The organism is Mesoterricola sp. MK458 (assembly GCF_055384935.1).
This window is the reverse complement of record NZ_AP045075.1, coordinates 1457909-1480563: the sequence shown is the minus strand read 5'-3', so window position 1 is coordinate 1480563 and position 22655 is coordinate 1457909. Positions and strand designations below refer to the sequence as shown.

Sequence of the window (22655 nt, the reverse complement as noted above, 5' to 3'; positions counted from 1 at the left end):
CTCCGAACCCCCAAGCATATCAGGAACCGAGGGCCGGGTCACGCTCAAGCCATCGCCGGATGGTGTCTTCCCCGACACCCAGCTTCACCAGGTGTTCCGTTGCCATCTTCAAGCTTTGGCCCTCGTCCCTGCAGATGAGGAGCCGTCGCTTCCAGGCGTCCATGGCGCGGGCGTGCAGGTCCGTCTCGCCGGCCTGCATGCGCTTCTCCAGCAGGAAGCCCAGGTTGTTGGCGGCCTTGCGGTGCATGGGGTCGAGGCCCAGGGCATGCTCGTAGGCCTCCGTGGCCTCGTTGGCCTGGCCCGCCACCTCCAGCGCGACGCCGCGGGCGTTCCACACGTCGGGATCCTCGGGGGCCAGTTCCATGGCCAGGCGCACCATGGCGAGCTGGTCCTCGCAGCGCTGCAGGTTCCGGTAGCACTCGGAGAGGCCCAGGTACGCGCTGTACTCGCCGGGATCGGCTTCCAGGGCGGAAAGGAAGAGCCCCTCGGCGTCCTGGGGCATGCCCAGATGCAGGTGGGCGTAGCCGGTCTGCACCAGCAGGTCGGCGGCGCCGGGGCGGCGGGCCAGGGCCTCCTGGTAGCAGCGGAGGGCCTCCTCCCAGTGGCATTCGGCCCGGGCCATGTCGCCCAGGGCCGCCCAGGGTTCGGCGGACTCGGGGTCCGTCTCGGTGGCCAGGGAGAAGTAGCTCGTGGCGCCCTCGGCGTCGCCCAGGTCCCGCCGGATCTCGCCCAGCATGGAGTAGGCCTCGGAGAGCACCTCGGTGGGGGCGGACATGGAGGTCAGCTGGTGCAGTTCGCCTTGGGCCAGCTCCATGTGGCCCTGCTCGGAGAAGAGCTCGGCGAGGATGAAGTAGCTGGCGGGTTCCCGGGGCTGGATGCAGCGGGCCCGGTGGATGCACCGCAGGCCTTCCTCCAGGTCGCCGCGCTTGAGGAGCAGCTCGCCCAGGCTGTGCCAGCCCCAGAAATAGTCGGGATCGTGCTCCAGCGCGGCCATGAACTGGACCTCGGCGGATTTCGCATCTCCCAGGTCCATGCAGGTGATGCCCAGGAGCCGCAGGGAGCGGGGGTCCCGGGGCTGGAGGCTGAGGGCCTTCAGGAGCCAGGTCTTGGCCTCCTGGGGATTCTCCCGCTGGATGCACAGGAGCCCCTGGAGCTCCAGGGCCTTGGGATCGGCCCCGTTGAGCGAAAGCGCCTGGTGGAGGAGCTTCTCGGCCTCCTCGGAACGCTGCTGCAGGATGTGCACGAAGCCCATGTTGCGCAGCACCGCGGCGTCCCCGGGACGTTCGGTGCGGATGGCCTCCAGCTGGGAGTGCAGCTCATCCAGGTCCTCGAGGGTGCCGTGGTCGCCCTGGGCCATGATGCGCTCGAACCAGAGGTCGCCGTCGCAGCGGTTCGCGGCCAGCGCCTTGTCGAGGACCTCCTGGGCCTCCTCGTGGAGGCTGCGTCCGTTCAGGGCGCGGCCGTAGGCCAGGCTCGCGGCGAGGGACGTGCCGTCCTCCTGGCGAAGTTCATGAATTTCTGGGTCCAGCAGCCGGAGCCATTGACGGGGCATAGTGAACCTCCAGCGGAATCACCCAAGCTTACCCTCCAGGGTCCGGGCGATGCCATCGCAAAGAACCCGGGACATGGCCTCGCGGGTGTCCACGGTGGCGCTTCCCAGGTGTGGTAAAAGCACCGTGCGGGGGGCCTTCATCCATGCTGAATTAATATTTGGTTCGTCCTCGAACACATCCAGGCCCACCCCGCCCAGGAACCCCTGGTGAAGCAGTTGGATGGCCGCATCCTCGTCCAGGATGCCCCCCCGGGCGGTGTTGACGATGAAGGCACCCCGGGGCAGGAGCTGCAGGATGGGCAGGGTCAGGAGCCCCCGCGTCTCCGGTGTCAGCGGGCAGTGGACGCTGAGCACCGCGGCCCGGGGCAGGAGGTCGGAGAGGGGAAGCCGCCGGGCGATGCCCGCGCCGAAGTCCACCGGCGTCCCCTTGCTCTCCCGGTCCCAGAAGAGAGGCTTCATGTCCAGGGCCCAGACCCGCCGGGCGAAGGCCTTGCCCACGGCGCCGGTGCCCAGGATGGCGCAGTCCCTCCCGGCCAGCCCCGTGCCGAGCATCTGGTCCATGGCCCATCCCTTCCACGCGCCCGAGCGCGCCAGGGCCTCGCCGTCCTTGAGGCGGCGGGCCAGGGCCAGGAGCATGGCCAGCGCCAGGTCGGCGGTGGCGTCCGTGGCGGCCCCCGCCGTGGTGGCCACCGCGATGCCCCGCCGGGCGCAGGCCTCGACGGGCAGGTGGTCCACCCCGGTCGAGCAGGTGCCCAGGACCTTCAGCTTGGGGGCGTAGTCCAGGTCGGCTTCCGACAGGGCTTCGGTGGGCAGGACCACCAGGGCCTCCGCGTTGGCCAGGCTCATCTTCCAGGCGATGGAGCGGAACGGCGCGATGGAGAGTTCCGGAAACCTCGCGCCCAGGCCCTGGAGGGACGGGCCCGCCAGCGCCGAGGTGGAGAGGATCCGCACGGTCATCGCTGCAGGGCCTTGAGGGCGCGGCGCAGGGCCTCGGGCAGGGGAGGCCGGTCCGCGGCGAGGTCCTTCACGACGGGCAGCACGGCGTCCTCCTTGAACCCGAGGTTGGTGAGGGCCGAGGCCAGGTCGGCCTCCCAGGCGTCCCGCGGGGCCCCGCCCCCGGCCAGGCCGTCCAGGCCCCCCATGCCGCCGAGCTTTTCCGAGAGCTCGAAGCAGAGTTTTTCCGCGGTCTTCTTGCCCACGCCGGGAACGCGGGTGAGGGCCTTGACGTCCCGGGTGCGGATGGCCTGCACCAGGTCGGCCAGGGGCAGGGCCCCCAGGGCCGCCAGGGCCAGCTTGGGGCCCACGCCGTCCACCTTCACCAGCAGGCGGTACAGCTGCTTCTCCTCCCGCGTGGCGAAGCCCAGGAGGCTCAGGTCGTTCTCCCGCAGCAGGGTCTCCACGTGGAGGATGGCCTCCTGGCCCTCCTCCGGCAGGAGGCCGAAGGTTCCCAGGGAAATGGAGCAGAGGTACCCGACGCCGCCGCATTCAACCATGGCGGAGTTGAGGCTTTTGTGGATAAGCGTGCCGCGCAGTCGTCCGATCATGCCCCTAGGATAGCCCACTCGAAGTAGGATTCTTGAAAGGGGTGAAGCATGAAGATCCTTCTCATCGGCTCCGGCGGCCGGGAACATGCCATGGCCGTGAAGCTCAAGGCCGGCCCGGTCCCCGTGGAGCTCTTCGCCGCGCCGGGCAGCGATGCCATGGCCGCGCTGGGCACCTGCCTTCCCCACGCGGTGGAGGATGTCGCGGGCATCGCCTCCTGGTGCGCCCGCAACCGCCCCGACCTGGTGGTGGTGGGCCCCGAAGTCCCCCTGGTGGCGGGCCTGGCCGATGCCGTGCGCCGCGAGGGGATCGCCGTCTTCGGCCACGACGCCGCCACCGCGCGCCTGGAGGGCAGCAAGGCCTTCGCCAAGGACTTCATGGTCCGCCACGGCATCCCCTGCGCGGCCAGCATGACGTTCAACGCCCTGGAGCCCGCGGAGGCGGCCATCCGCGAATGGGGCCTGGGGCTGCCCATCGTCCTCAAGGCCGACGGCCTCGCCGCGGGCAAGGGCGTGGTGCTGGCCGGCAGCCGCGAGGAGGCCCTGGCCACCGTGCGCGCCTTCATGGCCGGCCAGTTCGGCGAAGCCTCGCGCACGGTGGTGCTGGAAGCGCCCCTTTCGGGCATGGAGCTCTCCCTCCACGTGCTGGTGGACGTGGACGGCGACCACGCCGCCTACGCCGTCCTGCCCCCCTGCCAGGACCACAAGCGCATCTTCGACGGGGACCAGGGCCCCAACACCGGTGGCATGGGCGCCTTCGGCCCCATCCCCTTCCTTACCCCCGCCGACCTGGAGCGGCTGCGCCGGGACCTGGTGGAGCCCACCGTCAACGGCCTGCGCCAGGACGGCCTGCGCGCCCGGGGCGTGCTCTTCCTGGGCGTCATGTGGACCGCCCGGGGCCCCGAGCTCCTCGAGTACAACGTGCGCTTCGGCGACCCCGAGACCCAGGTGCTCATGGAACTCCTGGACGAGGACTTCGCGGCCCTCCTGCTGGAGGTGGCCGAGGGCCGCCTGCGCCGCGGCTCCGTCAAGCTCCGCCCCGGCTGCGCCATCGCCGTGGTCCTGGCCGCCGGAGGCTACCCCGAGGGCGCCGAGAAGGGCGTCCCCATCGCCCTGGGCGCCCCGGACGGCGTCAAGGTCATCCACGCCGGCACCCGCAGGACCGCCGAGGGCTGGGTGACCGCGGGCGGCCGCGTGCTCAACCTGGTGGCCACCGACCGCGACCTGGAGGCCGCCCGCGCCCGGGTCGAAGCGGCCGTGGCGGAGGTGAACTGGCCCGGCATGCAGAGGCGGCGCGACATCGGCCTGCGGGCGCTGAACCACGCGGCGGCGGGGCGGACGGTGGCGGATCCGTTCCTTTAGGATCGGTTGCCCGGAATTCCTGGAACGTCGCCAGGGACCCACCTGGGCCAGGCCGAACCGTTCATCCCCCGATTTCGACCGTTCAGGGAAAACCCAGGGGGGGGCGCCGATTTCGGATAGGGTGTATCCATACTGATCAGCGGCAGATGGTGAGCCAGTGGGTGATGGAATGATGATGCCGGTTATGCGACATCTTGCGCTGGTGCTCATGCTCATGCTCATGCTCCCCCTGGGCGCCCAGCACGTCCGGTTCACCGGACCTGACACAACGGTTTCCTCGTCCGGCGCCAGCGTCTCCTTCACCGGGTCCGATTCGGGGGTGGGAGCCTCGAATCCTGTATGTGCCCTTCCGGTCATCACGGGCCATTCCTGCGCCCCAGCCAAGATCTACCGCGGCCAGACCAGGTCCTTCACGCTTCGCGTTGAGAATGCCGCGGGCGACGTGACCACGCGGACCCTCACCGTCGAGGCCGTTCCCGCCCCCGTCATTTCCGCGTTCGCGGCCAGCAGGCCGGTCATCACCCAGGGAGAACAAGTCACCCTGACGGCCACCTTCTCAGGGGGCCCCGCCAACATCACCCCGCAACCCGGAAGCGTGTCGACGGGACAGCCTGCCGCCGTGATGCCAGCATCCACGACCACCTACACGCTCACGGTCACCAATCCCGCCTCGGACGTGGCAACGGCTACGGCCACCGTGACCGTCGAGCCCCTTCCGGCCATCCAAGGGTTCACGGCCGACGTACCCCGCATCGAACCCGGGGGTTCCACCTACCTGACCGCCAATTTCACCGGGGGTTCCGGAGAAATCTCTCCCGCCCTGGGAGCCATCCAGCCCGGTCAGCCCATGCTCGTTCAACCCGCCGATGACACCACCTATACACTGACCGTCCGCAATGCCGCGGGAAAGGAGGTGACTCGAAGCTTCGTCCTGAAGGTGGGCATGAAGCTGAAATGGGTTCGAAGCATCGTCTACCTCGGTGATAAGGAAATCGCCGAGGTGGACCCCGCTGGAACCCATGTCACGCACACCGACGCCCTGGGAAGTCCCAGGTTCATCACGAACGGGAGCGGGGTCCTGGAATCGATGCAGAAGTACACCCCGTTTGGGGAACTGCTTTCGGGGGACCCTTTCAGGGTTGGGAAGGGGTTCACGAATCACGAGCAGACGGATGTGTCGGGACTGATCTACATGCAGGCTCGGTTCTACTTGCCCATGTATGGACGCTTCGCCAGCCCGGATCCCGCGCGGGATCAGCACTTCGAGCTAACGCAGAGTTGGAACATTTATAGTTATGTTCGAAACATGCCCACCATGCGGATAGATCCGACCGGACTATACACCTGGGGGCGGTCACTGGGTGGAAGCTCGAGTGACGAGGACCTGCTGCGAACAGCGCTAAATACTCCCGTAAATCAGACTAATCAGGCGCTTGATATGCTGGTGAATCGAATGGATGTTCGTGCTGGGCTTTCAGAGATTGATTCCAAGATTGACAATTGCGCTGATCCTTCGGTGCGAAGTGAAGCTAGCCGAAGCAGGAATGCAATTGGAACTGAGGGAGTGGAAAACGGAGTATCAATTGTGGCCGGGCAGCCTGGGCAGCGCGGTGACGTTGGCGTCACGAACACAATTGCTCAAAACAGTGGTGTTGGTGTGCACGAAATTGGACTTTCCTTTGGCCAAATCCCACAAGGTGGGGTGGGACAGGCGCTCGAGCATGAAGGGACTCATGTGGCTGACAGGAAAGAGGCAATCGGCTTGGGGAATTCTGCTCGCGGCATGTGGAAATGGGTGCTTGGCAATCCCCAGTTGAATCCGACCAAGTACTCGCGAGAATTCAAGGCCAATTCATTGCAACTTAGTTTGTTTGGAAATATTTATGGAGTAAGTCCGGCGCCGGGACAGTCCAATACTGACTTTTTGAATAATTTTTTAAAAAATAGCTATGGTGTAACCCCGGAAAATCAAGATGAAACTCTGTGGCCATGAAAGGAGAGTTATAATGCGTATAGCATGTACCTTATTAGTTCTAGCATTGGGGACAAGCTGGTACCCTGCTAAGGCGAAATCCCCCAGACATGTCGTTTTCCCCTACTACCCCACTGCCGCACATTCTGCTGGTATCGAGGGCGAGGTGAAACTTCAAGTTCGATCCGATCGCCATGGGAATGTGGTTTCAGTAGTTCCCATAGCCGGGGAAAAGGAGTTTGTAGAAAGCGCAATCGAGGCGGTAAAATCTTGGAGATATTCAGGCTCAGGGAAATGGGTTTTAGTCATTAAGTTCGAGTTGGTTTCAATGAATGAGTGGAGAAAGCGTAAAGGAGCTAATGAGTACGACTTGCCAGGGACATTGAGGATTTTTGAACCAAAAATTGAATTGCCTTCATCTGATAAATGAATTCCTTAGATGAATTAGCATTCCGACCATGTGGGGCCTTTTCCTATCTGAAGCTAGGCTTGTCCAGTCGGGCTCCATTCAGTGCGCCGACCTACGCCATCCAGCCGCCGGCCGGCTCGCGCCGTGCAAAGGCCGCGCCTCCGTTCCGCTGCGCTCCACTGCAGCACGTCCTTTGCGTCAGGGCACCCGTGATCAAGCGCGACCCATTCGATCGTGCAGAGGGAAAGCGGCGGCCTCAGACGGCGGCAACGCCGAGAGCCCAACGGATCCCTCCATTTCGCCGTGGCAGCAGTGATCGCCGCCCTCCGCGGGATGGCTCGGGAGCGTGGTTGCCTTCCCGAAAGAACTCCAGGGTGCGTTCCCGCATCTGGGCGGTACCGGGATGGAGCGAGCCAGGCAAGGATGTCGTGAGCATGGTCAAGGGGGCTATCCATTTGTTCAGGGATCTTATGTCTGGCGGGAAGCTCCTGGATGGAACAAACCGATTCCAAAGAAGGAATTTGAGGGTCCGTCTGGAGTTGAAAAAGCTAAAATGCGAGAATTAGAGATTGCAGAAAACAAGAAAGAAGAGTTAATTGAAAAATGTGTTTCTAGAGGTTAGGAGGCAGGATGAACAAACATGGGAAAGCCACAATAAAGGCATTTTGTGCTTTTTTTATTGTTTCTTTAATCGCAATGATTTTATCCCTGCGGGCTACCGCAATGTTTGGTGCTTCGAGTAGGGATGGGAAAATTATTGGAATACTTGTTTTGTGTTGGGCGGCTGTTTTTGGAATCCTAAGATTAAAATTTAAATTCGAATATCTACCTATAATATTGGCGTTTGGCGCAACATTAATCCTGCTACTTGTTTTAACCCCATGCGTTGTTGCGGTGGTTCTGCAGGATGGTCCTTGAATTAAACGAAATTTAAACCTTCTCCACACGTTCCTGCACCACAAGTAGCAGCTAATCTAGGGCCGCCGCAAGAATCACGAATGGGATTCAGTCTGCTTGAGTTGCAATGGCCCTTGGTTGAGGTTGTCCGGTTGGTCGCATTTCACGTCATGCCGGGGCTTGCGTTCGGGTAAGCAGGGCGATTCCGGAAGCTATCATGGATAATCCAATTACCTGATTCTGGATAGGAAAGACATTCGGAGGTCCCATGATGCGAACCGCCACCCTCTTCCTGGCCGCCGCCTGCGCCTTCGCCCAGGCCCCGTTCGGGCTCGCCATCCACGGCGGGGCCGGCAACGTCACCGCCGCACGCATCGGTCCCGAGGCTGAGAAGGCCTACCGCGCGGGTCTCGAGAAGGCGCTGGCGGCGGGCTACGCGATCCTGGAGAAGGGCGGGCCGGCCCTGGACGCCGTGGAGGCGGCGGTGCGGTCCATGGAGGAGAACCCCCTGTTCAACGCCGGCGTGGGGGCCACCATCACCCGGGAGGGGACCCACGAACTGGACGCAGCCATCATGGACGGCCGGACCCTCAAGGCCGGGGCGGTGGCGGGCGTCATGCACGTGAAGAGCCCCGTCGGGCTGGCGCGGCTCGTCATGGATAAGACTCCGCACGTGATGCTCATCGGGGAGGGGGCGGAGGCCTTCGCCCGGGCCCAGGGGCTGGAGCCGGTGCCCAACACCTACTTCCGCACCCCGGGGCAGTGGGAATCGTTCCGCAAGCTGAAGGAGAAGGAGAGCGCGAAGCCCACCACCCGGGACACTGTCGGCGCCGTGGCGCTGGACCGGCACGGCAACCTGGCCTCGGCCACCTCCACGGGAGGCATGCTGGACAAGCTCCCCGGCCGCGTGGGGGACGCCCCCCTCATCGGGGTGGGCACCTACGCCGACAACCGCACCTGCGCCGTGTCCTGCACCGGCTGGGGGGAGTTCTTCATCCGCACCGTGGTGGCCTACGACATCTCGGCGCGCATGGCCTACCAGGGCGCGTCCCTGGAGAAGGCCGCCGCCGCGGCGCTGGACGCCGCCCTCAAGCTGGGCGGCGGGGGCGGCCTCGTCGCCCTGGACGCCGCGGGCCGCGTCACCCAGCCCTTCAACACGCCGGGCATGTTCCGGGGCCTGCGCATGAGCGACGGCCGGTCCTCCATCGCGCTGTTCGGGAACCCGTGAATTGTAAAATACAGATAAAATTGCCCCTGGCAACCCATTAATGGCAAGTCATAATGGAGGCATCCGCGAGGAAGTCCCATGTCCGGCCCGGCCCGATCCAAGTCCCGTCCCTCCCCCGCCAGCGCCGTCATCCGGGAGATGTCCCTGTCCGACCTGCCCGGCGTCTTCGCCCTGGGCGAGCGGCTTTTCCCCGCCGACAAGTGGCCGGCGCTCTACCGCACCTGGGACGAGTACGAGCTGGCCGTGCACTTCGCCTCCGACAGCGAGACCTGCCTGGTGGCCGAACTGGACGGGGCCGTCGTGGGCTTCGCCCTGGGTACGGTGCTGGAGAAGCGCGGGAGCGCCTGGAGCTACGGCTACCTGCTTTGGCTGGGCGTGGACGAGGGCATCGCCCGCAAGGGCATCGCGGCGCGGCTCTTCGAACGCATCACGGAGATCTTCATCGAGCTGGGCGCCCGCATGATCATGGTGGACACGGACGCGGAGAACGACGCCGCCCTGGGGTTCTTCCGCAAGCAGGGCTTCGGCCAGGAGACGCCGCACGTGTTCCTGTCCCGCAACCTCACCTACGACCCGGACTACATCCGCCACCGGGACGGTCCGCCCCCCAAGCGCCGCAAGCCGGCGCCGGCGAGCCGGCCCAACTACGCCCCCGGCAAGGGCTGAGGCTTGGTGGCCCCCGGATCCGCCAGGTTCCACCCGCCGCCCAGGGCCTTGTAGAGCTGCACCATCGTCAGGAGCCGCCCCAGCCGCGCCTGGGAGAGGGCGTTCTCGGCGGGGAAGAGCTGCTGCTGGGCGTCCAGGACCTCCAGGTAGTTGGAGAGCCCGGCGGTGTAGCGGAGGTTGGCCAGGGCCACGGCGGACTTCAGGGCGTCCACGGCGGAGGCCAGCTCCGTTTCGGCCTCGGCCTGCTTGCGGCTGGCCACCAGGAGCGTGGACACCTCGCCGAAGGCGCCCGAGACCGCGGCCTGCCAGCGCACGCGGGCCTGCTCCCACTGGGCCACGGCCGCGTCCTTCTGGCGCTGGAGGCGCAGGCCCTGGAAGACGGGCCCCGTCAGGGACGCGCCCACCGCCCATTCGGTGCCGGGGCCGGTGATCCGGCTCAGCTCCGGGGCCACGCCGCCCAGCAGGCCCGTGAGGCTGAAGGTGGGGAACTGGCTGGCCTTGGCCACGCCCACGGCCGCGTTGGCGGCCACCAGGCGCGCCTCGGCTTCCCGCAGATCGGGGCGGCGTTCCAGGAGCGTGGAGGGCAGCCCCGCGGGAATGGCGGGGGGCAGGGGCTGGCCGGCCAGGTCCGCGCCGCGGGGGATCGGTCCCGGGTTGCGGCCCAGCAGGAGGCACAGGAGGTTCTCCTGGGCCTGGATCTGGCGTTCCAGGGCGGGGATGGAGGCCGCCGCCGAGGCCTGGGCGGCCCGGGCCCGGGCGGTCTCCAGGGCCGAGGCGGCGCCGCCGGCGAGGCGGCGGCTGAAGAGGTCGTAGGTCTCCCCGAAGGCCGCGGTGGTGGCCCGGGCGATCTCCAGGCGGTGGTCCAGCTCGCGCAGTTCGAAGTAGGCCGCGGCGGTCTGGGCGAGGGTGGCGAGGAACACCGCCCTGCGGGCGTCCTGGGCGCCCAGGTAGCCCGCGAGCGCGGCCTCGTTCAGGCGGCGAACCCGGCCCCAGAGGTCCAGTTCCCAGGTAGCCCCGGCGTGCACGTCGTAGCCCTGGCCCAGGCCGTGGCCGCTGAGGGAGTAGGTGGACTGGCGGCCCCGGTTCCAGGTGGCCCCGGGCACGATGGCGGGAAGCCATCCGGCGCGCTCGATGCCCAGGCGGGCGCGGTACTCCTCCACGCGCCACGTGGCCACCCGGGCGTCGAAGTTGTTCCTGAGGGCCTCGGCCACCAGCTCCTTCAGGGCGGGGTCGCCGAAGACGTCCCACCAGGGCTGGTCGGCCAGGGACGCGGCCTCGGCCTGGGCCTGGCCCCGGAAGGCGGTGGGAGGCTGGGCCTCGGGGCGGCGGTAGTTGGGCCCCATGGCGCAGCCCGCCAGGAGCAGCGCGGCCAGGGGCGCAAGGCGGCGCATCATGGTACCTCCTCGTCCAGGTCCTTGCGGACGCGGGGGTTGAGGCCCGCCTTCCGGGTGGCGATCCGCTCGACCATCACGAAGAGCACCGGGATGACGAAGACCGCGATGAGGGTGGCCGCCAGCATGCCGACGATCACCACCGTGCCGAGGATGCGCCGGGACACCGCGCCCGAGCCCGAGGCGGTCCACAGCGGCACGCAGCCCAGGATGAAGGCGAACGACGTCATCAGGATGGGCCGCAGGCGCAGCCGGGCGCCCTCCAGGGCGGCGTCCACCAGGTCGCGGCCCTTCTCCAGCTCGTCCTTGGCGAACTCCACGATGAGGATGGCGTTCTTGGCGGAAAGGCCGATGAGCATCACCAGCCCGATCTGGGCGAACACCCCGAAGTCGTACTTGCGGATCCAGAGCCCGAAGAAGGCCCCGAAAATGGCGATGGGAACCGACAGGAGCACCGAGAATGGCAGGGACCAGCTCTCGTACAAGGCCGCGAGGATGAGGAACACGAACACCAGCGACAGCGCGAAGACCAGGCCCGTGGTGCCTTCGGCCTTCTTCTCCTGGTAGGAGAGGTCGGCCCAGTCGTGGCTCATGTCCCGGGGCAGGGTCTCCTTGGCCACCTGTTCCAGGGCGGCCATGGCCTGGCCGGAGCTGTAGCCCGGGGCCGCCGAGCCCAGCACCTGGGCGCTGCGCATGAGGTTGAAGCGGTTGGTGTATTCGGGGCCCTGGATCTTCCGGGTGGTGACCAGGGCGCTCAGGGGCACCATGGTGCCGTCGCTGGCGCGCACGTGGAAGCGCCCGATGTCCTCGACGCCCCTGCGCTCCTGGCCCTCGGCCTGGAGGTAGACCCGCCACTGGCGGCCGAAGCGGTTGAACTGGTTCACGTACAGCCCGCCCAGGTAGGCCTGGAGGGTCTGATACACGTCGGACACGGCCACCCCCTGCTTGAGGGCCTTGTCCCGGTCCACCTCCGCGAAGATCTGCGGAGCGGCGGTGGAGAACTGGGAATTGACCCCGGTGAGCTCGGGCCGCTTGCGGGCCGCGGCCAGGAAGGCCTTGAGGTTGCGGTCCAGGTAGTCCGGGTCGCCGCCGCTGCGGTCCTGCAGCCACAGCGAGAAGCCGTTGGAGACGCCCAGGCCCGGGATGGCCGAGGGCAGGAAGCCCACCACGTTGGCCTCGGGGATCTCCCGGGCCAGCCTGGCGTTGAGGCGCCTGAGGATCTCCCCGGCCTCCATGTGGTGCCCGGAACGGTCGTCCCAGGGCTGGAGGGTGACGAAGGCGAAGCCGTTGTAGGGCGCCGACACCCGGGCCAGGAGGCTGAAGCCGATGACGTTGCTGATGTAGCGGACGCCTTCGGTCTCCAGGACGACCTTCTCCACCTTGCGGCCCACGGCGTCGGTGCGCTGGAGGCTGGCGCCGGCGGGCAGCTGGTAGTTCACGAAGAAGTACCCGCTGTCCTCGGTGGGCACGAAGCCCGAGGGCAGTCCCTTGCCCAGGCCGAAGTCCAGGACCGCGAACACGGCCAGGAGGGCCAGGGGGATGGCGGCCTTGCGGATGAGGCGGTGGGAGACGTTCACGTAGCCGTTGGTGGCGGCGTGGAAGTGGTCGTTGAAGGCCCCGAAGAACTTCGCGAAGCGCCCCTGCATGCGTTCCCGCGGCCGCAGGATCAGGGCGCACAGGGCCGGCGAAAGGGACAGGGCGTTGAAGGCCGAGATGAGCACGGAGATGGCGATGGTCACCGCGAACTGCTTGTTGAGCCGGCCCTGGATGCCGCCCAGGAACGCCACCGGGATGAACACGCTCGACAGCACCAGGGCGATGCCCACCACGGGGCCCGCCACTTCCTTCATGGCCTGGACCGTGGCTTCCCGGGGCTTCATGCCCTGCTCGATGTGGTGCTCCACGGCCTCCACCACGACGATGGCGTCGTCCACCACCAGGCCGATGGCCAGCACGAGGCCGAAGAGCGACAGGGTGTTGATGGAAAAGCCCAGCATGGGGAAGACGGCGAAGGTGCCGATGAGGCTCACGGGCACCGCGATCATGGGAATGAGGGTGGCGCGCCAGTTCTGCAGGAAGAGGTAGACCACCAGCATCACCAGGATCATGGCCTCGCCCAGGGTCCAGATGATCTCCTTGATGCCCTCCTTCACGGGCAGCGTGGTGTCCACCGAGGTGGTGAACTGCAGGTCCGCGGGGAAGCGGGCCTGGAGGTGGCGCATCTCCTTCTTGACGGCGTCGCCCACTTCCAGGGCGTTGGAGCCCGGCGTCTGGTACACCGCCACGATGCAGCTGGGCTGGCCGTTGAAGCGTCCCACCTGCTTGTAGGAGAGGGCGCCCAGCTCCACCCGGGCCACGTCGCCCACCCGCACCACGGAACCGTCGGGGTTGGCCCGCACGACGATGCGGGTGAACTCCTCGGGCGCCAGGAGGCGGCCCTGGGCGCGCACGGTGTAGGTCATCTCCTGGCCCGCGGGCATGGGCTCGCCCCCGAGCTGGCCGGAGGGGTTGACGGTGTTCTGCTGGGCCAGGGCCCGGTTGATTTCGGTGACGGTGATGCCCAGCTTGGCCATGAGGTCGGGCTTCACCCACACCCGCATGGCGTAGTCACCGGCCCCGAAGATGTTGATCTGGCCCACGCCCGGAACCCGGTACAGGGGGTCCACCAGGTTGATGGTGGCGTAGTTGCTGAGGAAGAGGGCGTTGTAGGTGCCCTTGGGGGAATAGAGCGCCATGAGCAGCAGGGCCGTGCCCGTGGACTTGCGGATGGTCATGCCGCTCTGGTTCACCTCGGCGGGCAGGAAGGGCTGGGCCTGGGCCACCCGGTTCTGGGTGTTGACCTGGTCCTGGTTGACGTCCGTGCCCACGTCGAAGGTCACCAGCTCGCTCATGGTGCCGTCGTTGGCGTTGGTGGACTGCATGTAGAGCATGTTGTCCACGCCGTTCATCTGCTGTTCCAGGGGCGCGGCCACGGACTGCTCGATGGTGACGGCGTCGGCGCCGGTGTAGCTGGTGGACACCTGGATCTGGGGCGGAACGATCTCCGGGAACTGGGACACGGGCAGGCCGCGCATGCAGACCAGCCCCGCGATGAGGGTGATCACCGCGATGACCATGGCGACGATGGGGCGCTTGATGAAAAATTCGGGCACGGGCTACTTTCCGGGGACGGGCGTCACCAGCTGGCCGCTCGCGACCTTCTGGGTCCCCTCCACCACCACCCGCTCACCCGGGTTGAGGCCCTTCTCCACGACGACCAGCGGTCCCGATCGGGCCCCGGTCTGCACCACCCGGATCTCCACCTTGTTGTCCTTGCCCACCACGGCCACCTGCGAAGTGCCCTGCAGGTCCCACACGGCCCGCTGGGGCACCAGGAGCGCGTTGCGCGCCAGGGCCACCGCCGCCCGGACCTTGCCGTACTGGCCGGGCCGCAGGAGCCCGTCGGGATTGGGGAAGGTGCCGGCCACCAGGATCGTGCCGGTGCGGGGATCGATGCCCCGGTCGGTGAGCAGCGGGTCGCCGCGCCGGGGGTAGACGGAGCCGTCGGACAGCACCAGTTCGAGGCTGCCCTTTCCGCCGCCCTTGGCCCAGTCCCGGGCCCAGTCGCGGTACTCCTGTTCCGTGGCGCTGAAGAACGCCTTGATGGGGTTCACCGTGGACACGGTGGTCATCACCCGCGTGCCGTTCACGAGGTCGCCCATCTGCACCTTGGCGATGCCGGCGACCCCGTCGATGGGGGCGGTCACCCGGGTCCATCCCAGGTTGAGCGAAGCCTTGTCCAGGGCCGCCTGGGAGGCGTCCACCGCCGCCTGGGCCTGCCTCAGGGCCGCCTCGGCGTTGTCGAGCTCCTGCCGGGAGATGGCCTTCTGCGCCGCCAATGGCGTGAACCGGTCCACATCCAGGCGGGCCTTGTCCCGGGCCGCCTTGTCCCGGGCCAGCGCCGCCCGCGCCTGGTCCGAAGCGGCCTTGAAGGCCCTGGGGTCGATCTCGAAGAGCGTCTGGCCCCGGCGCACCGCCGAACCTTCGCGGTACGCCTGGCGGAGCACGTAGCCCTCCACCTGGGGCCGGATCTCGGCGTTCACGAAACCGTCGAGACTGGCGATCCATTCCCGCACCACCGGCACGTCCTGCTGGAGGACGGCGGTGACGCCCACCTGGGCCGGGGCCATGGGTTTGCCTTTGGGCGAGCAGCCCGCGGCGAGGAGGGCCAAGGTCAGTGGAAAGAGCATCTTCATCGGAAATCCCGTCGTCCGCTTGGGTTGAACCTCCATAGTATTGCGAGGTTCCCCGTTTCGAAAACGGAATCCGGTGAATCCACCCGCAGCCCAGGGCTGGCCTCAGCCTCCGCTCACCGGCGGAAAGAGGGCCACCTCGTCGCCGTCCGCCAGGATAGCGGACCGCTCGGCGAAGGTGCGGTTCACCGCGAAGAGCGCGTCGGCGGGCAGATCCGCCAGGGCGGGGTCGGCCAGGAGCGCTTCCAGGGTGGCGGGGGAGGGCAGGGGGAGGTCCCGGCTCTGGAAGCCGAGGCGCTCGCGGTACCGGGCGAAGGCTTGAACGTGGATCATTTGGGCGTCCATGTGTAGCGGATTTCCCCGGAGGGCTGCACGCCCTGGACCGTGGTGTCGCCGGGGGTCTGGGAGGCGCCGGTGATCTGGCGCGCGCCCAGGGTGAGCACCAGGTTCCCGAAGCGCCACTCCACGTTGCCGCTGACGGTGCTCTGGGTGCCTTCCTGCTTGTAGCTGTAGATCAGGGGGGTGCGGTGCCCGAAGATGTCGAAGCTCTTTTCCAGCGTCAGGCTCAGGTTGGGCCCGCCCAGGAGGGAGAAGTTCACCCGGTCCAGGGTGAGGGTCTTGCGCAGGCGCTCCAGGGTGTTGGCCAGCATGAGGGAGGAGAGCAGGCCCGCCCCCTGGCTCAGGATGCCCGTGTTCATGGACGTCTGCGTGGAGGAGGCCCCCAGCGATCCGCCCACCTTGCTCACCGCGGCGGGGTCCACCAGGATCGTGAGGATCTCGTCGGGCCGCAGGGCGGGGGTGGAGCTGGGATGCACGCTGATGGCGTCCAGGGTGCCGTTGATGTCGAGGTTCACCAGGTAGGGATCCACTTCGATGCGGCCGTGGAGGTCCACCACGGGGTTGATCACGGCGGGATCCGTGAACTCCACCGAACCCCGCTCCAGCACCAGGTCGCCGGCGGCCACGAGGTTGGTGAGCCGGCCCCCGGGAAGGAGGTCCATGCGGCCCTTGAGGCCGGGGTGGGCGAGGGTGCCCATGATCCTGAAGCTCCCGGCGGGGCGGCCCTGGAGCTTGAGGTAGTTGGTGTCGAACTCCCAGGGGCGGGCCATGTGAAGGTCCAGGTCCAGGTCGATGCGGGCCAGGGGATCCGAGGGATCCAGGGAGGTGAGGAGGCCCGAGCCGCCGGTGGTGGTGGCCAGCAGGATGTCCGTGATGTTGAAGTCGGTCTGGTAGAGCATGCTCTTGGCGCGGATGGAGCCCTTGAGCAGCCCGCCGTCCCGGTCGTTGCCCCGGAGGGTGCCGTTGAAGGCGCCCTGGATCTCGAAGCCCTCGGGCATGTCCCGCAGCTGGAAGTTGTCCAGGGTGGCGCCGAAATCGTAGGCGGTGAGGCCCCGGAAGCCCCAAGTGAGCCGGCCCCAGGCGGTGAGGGCGCCCTGGGCCATGATCCCCTTCAGGGGGGTCTCCTGGGGGATGGTGATGTCGCGGCCGTGGAAGAAGGCGGCGAAGTCCACGTTCTCGATGCTCTGGGGGTAGGACCGGGCCGAAAGCCTTCCGCCGTGCAGGTCCAGGCGGCCCTCCAGGCCCGGCTCCGCGGGCTTGCCGCCCAGGTCCAGCTTGAAGGTGGCGCTGCCCTCGGGCTTGAGGTCCGCCATGAGGCTGTAGGGGCCCGGGTTCAGCGTGTGGTCGAGGATGGCCTTGAGGTTGGAGAGCTCGGCGGCGCCTTCCAGCCGCAGGTCCAGCTTCCCTTCGGGGTTGAAGGGGAGCCATCCCGCCAGGCTCATGGTGGAGGTGGCCAGCTGGGGCTTGCCCTGCACCGGAGCGGTCCGCCCCTGCACCTCCAGCGACATGTCCATGCCCGTGAGGTCGCCCTTGAATACGCCCGGGCGGCCCTGGACCAGTTCGAAGCCCTGGAAGCTGCCCAGGAAGTTGCGCAGTTCGCCCTGCCACTGGATCCCGGAGGCGGTCCAGTCCCCGCGCCCGTGGTAGTCGAGGCTCACGTCCTTGAGGAAGCCCTCGGTGAGCCGGGAGGAGACCGCGGCCGTCTCGGCGGAATCGGGGCCCAGGTGCACGCGGAGGTCCCCCGAGAGCAGCTCCTTGCCCACCTGGGTGCCTTCGAAGGTCACCAGCGGAACGGTCTTCCCGGCCATGAGAAGGTGGGCGTCCAGGTGCCCGTCCCGGAAGATCAGCCCCGCCTGGAAGCCCTCCAGGGAGCGCCCCTCCATGGAGAACCGCCCCTGGCTGAGGGTGAAGGCACCTTCCGGGGCCTGGGAGGGCCCCAGGGGCGCCGTGAGGGGGCCAGAGAGGCCGCCCTCGATCCGGCCCTGCACGAGCGGCCCGGGCAGGCCCAGCACGGAGGTGTCCACGTCGCCCTTGATCTCCACGGTCCAGCGCTCCCGGTGGGCGTCCATGTCCATGGAGCCCCGGAGGTTCAGCGGGCCCGGGGCGCCTTCCAGGTGGTCGAGGCTGTCGGCGACCCGCACGTCGGTGGTGCGCAGGCGAAGGGCGTTGATGTCCATGTCGAAGGAGGCCGAGGCCGCGGGCACCTTCATGCCGTAGACCTCGCCCTGCTCGGCCACGGCCTGGCCTTCCATGACGATGGCGCCGAGGGGCCCGTGGAGCCTCGCCCAGCCGCTGCCGATGCCGGTGATGGGCAGGTCCCCCTGGTCCGCGGCCCTCAGGCCTTCCGCCACCGGAAGCCGGAAGGCGCGGAAGCACATGTCGATGCCCTCAGCGTCGGGGGCGCCCTTGGCCCAGGAGATCCAGATGTCGCCGTAGCCGTGGCCCTCGCCCTTCTCCAGCTCGATCCCGGTGATGCGGATCTCCGTGTCCGACAGGGTGACGTCCGCGGCGACGCGGTCGGCGTGCGCCCCGTGCCACCGGGGGCCGTCCACCTCCACCCGCCCGTCCAGGCGGATCCCGCCGCGGGGGTCCCACTGGAAGGTGGCGCGGGCGCTGGTGGGGCCCGACATGTCCAGTTCGGTGACCTTCCAGGCGGTGAGCGACTTGGCCACGTCCGCGGCGTCGGTGCGCACCTCGCCCTCGGCCTCGATGCGCGAAAGGCCGCGGTGGTGGAGGACGGCCGCCGCACTGCCCCGGAACCCGGCCCCGGGCAGCTGGAGGTCCAGCGAAGGGGCTCTGAACGCGCCGTCGGCCAGGGCGAGGTCCATGGTCCCCACCTGCTGCCCGTCCTTCATGAACTGCCCGCTGCCCGTGAAGGTCAACTTCTCCAGGTCGGGGGCGACCCACGGCGGCGTGGCCATGGAAGCCGTGCCCCGGAACCGCGCGGTGAGGCCCTTGAGCATGTCGGCGCGGGCGTAGGCGGCCGCCGGGGCCAGGGACACCCCTTCGGCGGTGAGTTCCAGGGAGGTGCCGGCCTGGCGCGTCCAGGAGCCTTCGCCCGAGAGCTTGCCGTCCGCCGAATCCCAGGCGACGCGTTCCACCCGGATGCGCCCGGGGCTGCCGGAGGCGTTGGCGTGGAAGGTGCCGGGGCGCAGCGGCGTGCCCCGGGCCTGGAGCTGGCGCCCGTCCAGGGACAGGTTCCAGGTGGGGTCGGTGGCCGTGCCCTGGGCCTTGGCCTTGAAGTCCACGAACCCCGTGGCGTGGGCGGGCCTGCCGGGGAGGTAGCGCAGGGCCTCGCCCAGGTTCAGCCCTCCGGTGGCCTCGGCCTTGAGGGCCTGGGTCTTGAACTCGTAGGAACCCAGCACCGCCAGGGAGCTGTCCCCCAGGTGCGCGCGCACGTTGACGGTGTCGACCCCCTTGTCGGTGAGCCGGAACTTGAAGGAGGCGTCCCCGATGGCGCGGTCGGGCTCCTCCCCGAACTCGGCCCGCAGGATGCGCACGTCCAGCCACTCCTGGCGCGCGAGGCGGCCCCGGCCGTCCACCTTGAAGGTGAAAACCCCCTTGCGGATGCCCCAGGCGGGCTCGTCCACCCGGGCCTGGCCGTCCACGACCTCCACGTGGTCGATGCGCCAGGTGGGGCTTTCGGCCTTGGGGTCGGATTCCCGCAGGTGGATGGCCGAGAGGCGCGCGGCGTCCACTTCGAGCCGGGGGCTTTGCAGGAGGATGTGCTTGAAGTGGTGGGTGCGCAGGAAGGTGGTGAGGTCGATCTCCACCTCCAGGAGCGGCGCCCGGAACAGGTCGCCCCCGATGGAGAAGTTGTGGAGCGCCACGCGGCCCTGGAAGGGATGGACCTCCAGCCGCTCCGCGGTGAACCGCAGGCCGGTCTCCTTCTGGAGGTACGCGTCCACCTTGCCCACGATCCAGGCGTCCACGTAGGGCTGCTGCACGGCCCAGGCGGTGATCATCGCCAGGACACCCCCCGAGGCCAGGACGTAGGTGAGCCGGCGCACCCACCTGCGGGACCAGGTCCTCTTCAGCAGGGAGGGGGGGGCTTCTTCAGGGGTCAATTCTTCTCGCCGCAGGCTGGGCAGGTCACTGCCGTCCTTGACAAGGGTTTATAGCAGAACCGGCAGAGCCGCGCATGCGTCACCACGGGGCTGCGCGGGGCCCGGCCGGGCGTGTTGAGGTGCGAGGCGAGCACCGCGGTGCCCAGGGGACGGGTTTCCCGGGCCACCCCCTCGCGAAGCGGCCGGAGGGCCTCCAGGAATTTCTGGGCCGACAGGTAGCGGTCGCCCAGGTTGATGGCCAGGGCCTTCATCACCGCCTCGCTGAGGGCCTTGGGCACCGCCGGGTTGCGCAGGTGGGGCGGCACGATGGGCGTGCTCTGGAAGGCCTGGGCGATCTTGACCGGGTCCGCGTCGTAGAAGGGCACGGTGCCCGTGAGCATCTCGTAGATGGTGATGCCCAGGCTCCAGAGGTCGCTCTGGAACACCGCGCGGCCCCGGAAATGCTCGGGGGACATGTACGGGGGCGATCCGATGCGGGTGCGGGCGAACTCCTCCTTCTGCAGCTCCAGGATCCGGCTGGTGCCGAAGTCGGTGACCTTGGCCACCCCTTCCCGGGTGATGAGGATGTTGGCCGGGCGCAGGTCCCGGTGGATGACCTGGTGGGCGTGGGCGAAGCCGATGGCCGCGCACACGTCGGTGGCGATCTCCAGGGCCCGGGAGGGCAGGATGGTGCGCTCCCTGCGGATGACCTTGTCCAGGCTTTCCCCGTCGATGTACTCCATGACCATGAAGAACAGCCCGTCCTTCTTTTCCGCCGTGATCAGGTCGACGATGTTGGGGTGCTTGAGCTGCACCATGATCTGCGACTCCAGGAGCATGTTCTGGTCGTCGGTCTGGTGATGGGGCACCTTCAGGGCAACCTTGCGGTTCAGGAGCCTATCCTGAGCAAGATAAACAGTTCCAAATCCGCCTGCGCCCAGGCGGTCGAGAATCTGGTATTTCCCCAGCATCTGGTCTTTGGACAGCACGTTTTAGCCTCTGGAATGAGCGTCATGTAGGTGGACCGGGAAGTCAACTGGTCACTTTGGCCGGGGCGGGGGCGTATGCCGGGGAGCTGGATCTCCATCGCGGGAACGGGTCCCGACGGGGGCGCCGGTTGCTTAAGCGCTTGTTTTGCCGGGGATGAAGGGGATGAAGGGGATGAAGAGATGATTCTACCGGATCTGGCGTAATCCTGTGCCGCGCCGCGAGCCAGGGCACCCCAGGTTCAGGTGAAGGGCCATGCCGTTTTCACGCTAGCGTGAAAACGGCATGGCCCTTCATCTGAACTCCCTGGGCGAAGCCCAGGGACCCCGCCGAAGGCGGGGCTTGGGCGCCCTGGCGGGACTGGGTCGGAGCCCGCTCATCCAGCGATCCCATCCCCGTTCATCCCCGTCTCTACTGGGGCGTCAGGGAGCTCTTACGTCGGGCCGAGGCATTCCGGGAGGCGGTCGAGGATCAGGTCGGCCACAGAAGGGACACCAGGGCAAGGTTCGGATTGCCTCTCGGGCGACCCAGGCCCTCAGGGTGGGGATGGAAAACGGGCTATGGCGTTCGGGCCGGACCAGCGGGGGTCCGCCAGGAACGGGCTTCGGGAAAGGGAGGTTTCGGAGATCCAAGGAGTTCGTGAATCGTAGGGGGGAAAACCCGAGCTCGCTCGGTGACCAGGAACGCAAAGGTGGCCAAGCAACAACTGCCATGGTGGTGGAAGCCGGCCCAGGTCCGGCCCTCGAAGTGTCCCAAGCCGAGTTCCCCCTTCAATTCCTGGTAGTCCCGCTCGACCCGCCAGCGCAGCTTGGCCACCTGGACTAGGGCTCGCAACGAGGTGTTGGCCGGTAAGTTGGAGAGCCAGAACCGCACCGGGCTGGGAGACTCCGGTGGCCACTCGACCAGCAGCCATTGCTCCGGATGGATGAACACATAGTTGCCCTTGGAGCGCAGGAGCCCCGGCACCAAAACCCTGCAGGCGGCGAATCGGGAGGTCAATGGTCCCTTCGAGCCTTCTCGCCATTCGATGGATCTCCAAGCCGTCTTCGGTAGCCCCTGGGCCAGGACCAGGACCTTTCGGGTCGGCTGCTTCGGGTTGGGCCTGAAACATTGCGAGTATCTCCCGCGCTTGGGCCTCCGCCGCCGGGGTGGCAGCGGACCTTGTCCCTCCTTCCAGACCAAGATGCTGGAGCGGACTCCCACCATGAAACTCAAACCTCGATCGGCCAGCCCCTTGCGGAAGGCGCCACTGTCGCCGTAACCCGCATCGGCGACTACCGGCGCCAAGTCCGTTCCTTCTGCAATCAGGTCATCGATCAGTCCAAGCGCAATCTCCGGCTTGGAAAGGAACTTCATGTCCTCCGGGATGCCGGTCATCCGGCGGCGGGCTGAATTCTGCGTCCATTCCTTGGGCAGGAACAGCCGGTAGGCGGTAGGCAGGCTCGCAAATTGGTTGGCAAGGTTGATCGTAACCACGCTTTGGCAATTGGCGACGATGCCCCGCTCGCCGCAGTATTGATTGGCCACCCCTACGGAGCAGGAACCGCGTTTCGGGAAGGAGGTATCGTCCACGACCCAGGCTTCCAGGGCACCCCTGGAGAGCAGAAATGGCAAGGCATAGTCCCGGGCCCCGCGCAGAATGGCCCGGTGATCCCAGACGGAATCCGTGATGAATCGTTGCAGCGACGCATGCTTGGCCTGGGTGCTCCCGGGTGCGAGCCGCGCCGCCATGGGCTCCATGCTTTTTCGCTCGCCGGGCAGCGCCAGCCCTCGACAATAGTCGCAAACGACTTGCTCCGGACCCCACCAGTTGGCCTTCCGCAAGGCCGGCACCAACAGAGCACTGGCAAATGCCACTACCTTGGCCTGATCGATGTCCTGTACGGTCATCTGACACCTCCAGACCCCGTAATCTCTACTGCCGCATCGGGACCGAGGGTTACATCCTCCCCCCAGCATCCATAACCCCTGCCAATCCAAGATTCCGGGAATGGCAGACGCGCGCCCCAGTAGAGCCGTTCATCCCCGGCAAA

Annotated in this window: 17 protein-coding genes; 7 read left to right on the top strand and 10 right to left on the bottom strand. The window is 67.3% G+C overall.

Annotated elements, in window-relative coordinates:
• Nucleotides 1-19: 19 nt before the first annotated feature.
• From ACZ5LB_RS06410 to ruvA, 3 genes are read right to left on the bottom strand one after another with little or no spacing between them, the layout of a single operon-like run.
• Nucleotides 20-1552, bottom strand: coding sequence for a tetratricopeptide repeat protein (locus ACZ5LB_RS06410; RefSeq protein ID WP_464605353.1), 1533 nt, complete (start codon nt 1550-1552; stop codon nt 20-22).
• Between the two features lie 18 nt (nt 1553-1570).
• A complete protein-coding gene (locus ACZ5LB_RS06405; RefSeq protein ID WP_464605352.1) occupies nt 1571-2509 on the bottom strand; it encodes an NAD(P)-dependent oxidoreductase in 939 nt (312 codons plus the stop codon).
• Nucleotides 2506-3096: a Holliday junction branch migration protein RuvA gene (gene ruvA / locus ACZ5LB_RS06400; protein WP_464605351.1), complete on the bottom strand. Its 591-nt coding sequence runs from the start codon at nt 3094-3096 to the stop codon at nt 2506-2508. Before ruvA ends, ACZ5LB_RS06405 begins: the two co-directional genes overlap by 4 nt.
• A gap of 48 nt (nt 3097-3144) precedes the next feature.
• Here ruvA and purD point away from each other — a divergent pair, with 48 nt between their 5' ends.
• The 7 genes from purD (at nt 3145) to ACZ5LB_RS06365 (ending at nt 9627) form a co-directional block, all read left to right on the top strand.
• On the top strand, nt 3145-4455 hold the full coding sequence (gene purD, locus ACZ5LB_RS06395) for a phosphoribosylamine--glycine ligase (RefSeq protein WP_464605350.1): 1311 nt from the start codon (nt 3145-3147) through the stop codon (nt 4453-4455).
• 169 nt (nt 4456-4624) lie between these two features.
• The gene (locus ACZ5LB_RS06390) at nt 4625-6448 is read left to right on the top strand and encodes an RHS repeat domain-containing protein (RefSeq protein WP_464605349.1); all 1824 of its coding nucleotides are present in this window, start codon (nt 4625-4627) and stop codon (nt 6446-6448) included.
• Nucleotides 6429-6857, top strand: a complete 429-nt coding sequence (locus ACZ5LB_RS06385; protein WP_464605348.1) for a TonB family protein — start codon at nt 6429-6431, stop codon at nt 6855-6857. The genes ACZ5LB_RS06390 and ACZ5LB_RS06385 overlap by 20 nt, the downstream gene beginning before the upstream one ends.
• A 382-nt stretch (nt 6858-7239) precedes the next feature.
• Nucleotides 7240-7458: a hypothetical protein gene (locus tag ACZ5LB_RS06380; protein ID WP_464605347.1), complete on the top strand. Its 219-nt coding sequence runs from the start codon at nt 7240-7242 to the stop codon at nt 7456-7458.
• Between the two features lie 8 nt (nt 7459-7466).
• Nucleotides 7467-7754: a hypothetical protein gene (locus ACZ5LB_RS06375; RefSeq protein WP_464605346.1), complete on the top strand. Its 288-nt coding sequence runs from the start codon at nt 7467-7469 to the stop codon at nt 7752-7754.
• Nucleotides 7755-8001: 247 nt separating this feature from the next.
• Entirely contained in the window at nt 8002-8961 is a 960-nt protein-coding gene (locus ACZ5LB_RS06370) for an isoaspartyl peptidase/L-asparaginase family protein (protein ID WP_464605345.1), read from the top strand.
• Nucleotides 8962-9039: 78 nt separating this feature from the next.
• A complete protein-coding gene (locus tag ACZ5LB_RS06365; RefSeq protein ID WP_464605344.1) occupies nt 9040-9627 on the top strand; it encodes an N-acetyltransferase family protein in 588 nt (195 codons plus the stop codon).
• On the opposite strand, the gene ACZ5LB_RS06360 is transcribed toward ACZ5LB_RS06365, so the two are convergent.
• The 7 genes from ACZ5LB_RS06360 to ACZ5LB_RS06330 all read right to left on the bottom strand — a co-directional run bounded on the left by ACZ5LB_RS06360 (nt 9606) and on the right by ACZ5LB_RS06330 (nt 22512).
• Nucleotides 9606-11021, bottom strand: coding sequence for an efflux transporter outer membrane subunit (locus tag ACZ5LB_RS06360; RefSeq protein WP_464605343.1), 1416 nt, complete (start codon nt 11019-11021; stop codon nt 9606-9608). The genes ACZ5LB_RS06365 and ACZ5LB_RS06360 overlap by 22 nt on opposite strands.
• On the bottom strand, nt 11018-14170 hold the full coding sequence (locus tag ACZ5LB_RS06355) for an efflux RND transporter permease subunit (RefSeq protein WP_464605342.1): 3153 nt from the start codon (nt 14168-14170) through the stop codon (nt 11018-11020). Before ACZ5LB_RS06355 ends, ACZ5LB_RS06360 begins: the two co-directional genes overlap by 4 nt.
• Nucleotides 14171-14173: 3 nt before the next feature.
• Complete coding sequence (locus ACZ5LB_RS06350; RefSeq protein ID WP_464605341.1) at nt 14174-15253, bottom strand: efflux RND transporter periplasmic adaptor subunit; 1080 nt, start codon at nt 15251-15253, stop codon at nt 14174-14176.
• A gap of 102 nt (nt 15254-15355) precedes the next feature.
• Nucleotides 15356-15583, bottom strand: coding sequence for a MoaD/ThiS family protein (locus ACZ5LB_RS06345; protein ID WP_464605340.1), 228 nt, complete (start codon nt 15581-15583; stop codon nt 15356-15358).
• Entirely contained in the window at nt 15580-19656 is a 4077-nt protein-coding gene (locus ACZ5LB_RS06340) for a translocation/assembly module TamB domain-containing protein (protein WP_464605339.1), read from the bottom strand. The genes ACZ5LB_RS06345 and ACZ5LB_RS06340 overlap by 4 nt, the downstream gene beginning before the upstream one ends.
• Nucleotides 19653-20624: a serine/threonine protein kinase gene (locus ACZ5LB_RS06335; protein WP_464605338.1), complete on the bottom strand. Its 972-nt coding sequence runs from the start codon at nt 20622-20624 to the stop codon at nt 19653-19655. Before ACZ5LB_RS06335 ends, ACZ5LB_RS06340 begins: the two co-directional genes overlap by 4 nt.
• A 556-nt stretch (nt 20625-21180) precedes the next feature.
• Nucleotides 21181-22512 carry an IS701 family transposase gene (locus tag ACZ5LB_RS06330; RefSeq protein WP_464602688.1) on the bottom strand — a complete coding sequence of 444 codons (1332 nt, stop codon included), beginning with the start codon at nt 22510-22512 and terminating at the stop codon, nt 21181-21183.
• Nucleotides 22513-22655 lie beyond the last annotated feature (143 nt).

Excerpts from the sequence above, each read along its gene's own strand:
- ACZ5LB_RS06410 (WP_464605353.1), bottom strand. The coding sequence starts at position 1,552 with ATGCCCCGTCAATGGCTCCGGCTGCTGGACCCAGAAATTCATGAACTT.
- ACZ5LB_RS06405 (WP_464605352.1), bottom strand. The coding sequence starts at position 2,509 with ATGACCGTGCGGATCCTCTCCACCTCGGCGCTGGCGGGCCCGTCCCTC.
- ruvA (WP_464605351.1), bottom strand. The coding sequence starts at position 3,096 with ATGATCGGACGACTGCGCGGCACGCTTATCCACAAAAGCCTCAACTCC.
- purD (WP_464605350.1), top strand. The coding sequence starts at position 3,145 with ATGAAGATCCTTCTCATCGGCTCCGGCGGCCGGGAACATGCCATGGCC.
- ACZ5LB_RS06390 (WP_464605349.1), top strand. The coding sequence starts at position 4,625 with ATGATGATGCCGGTTATGCGACATCTTGCGCTGGTGCTCATGCTCATG.
- ACZ5LB_RS06385 (WP_464605348.1), top strand. The coding sequence starts at position 6,429 with ATGAAACTCTGTGGCCATGAAAGGAGAGTTATAATGCGTATAGCATGT.
- ACZ5LB_RS06380 (WP_464605347.1), top strand. The coding sequence starts at position 7,240 with ATGGAGCGAGCCAGGCAAGGATGTCGTGAGCATGGTCAAGGGGGCTAT.
- ACZ5LB_RS06375 (WP_464605346.1), top strand. The coding sequence starts at position 7,467 with ATGAACAAACATGGGAAAGCCACAATAAAGGCATTTTGTGCTTTTTTT.
- ACZ5LB_RS06370 (WP_464605345.1), top strand. The coding sequence starts at position 8,002 with ATGATGCGAACCGCCACCCTCTTCCTGGCCGCCGCCTGCGCCTTCGCC.
- ACZ5LB_RS06365 (WP_464605344.1), top strand. The coding sequence starts at position 9,040 with ATGTCCGGCCCGGCCCGATCCAAGTCCCGTCCCTCCCCCGCCAGCGCC.
- ACZ5LB_RS06360 (WP_464605343.1), bottom strand. The coding sequence starts at position 11,021 with ATGATGCGCCGCCTTGCGCCCCTGGCCGCGCTGCTCCTGGCGGGCTGC.
- ACZ5LB_RS06350 (WP_464605341.1), bottom strand. The coding sequence starts at position 15,253 with ATGAAGATGCTCTTTCCACTGACCTTGGCCCTCCTCGCCGCGGGCTGC.
- ACZ5LB_RS06345 (WP_464605340.1), bottom strand. The coding sequence starts at position 15,583 with ATGATCCACGTTCAAGCCTTCGCCCGGTACCGCGAGCGCCTCGGCTTC.
- ACZ5LB_RS06330 (WP_464602688.1), bottom strand. The coding sequence starts at position 22,512 with ATGACCGTACAGGACATCGATCAGGCCAAGGTAGTGGCATTTGCCAGT.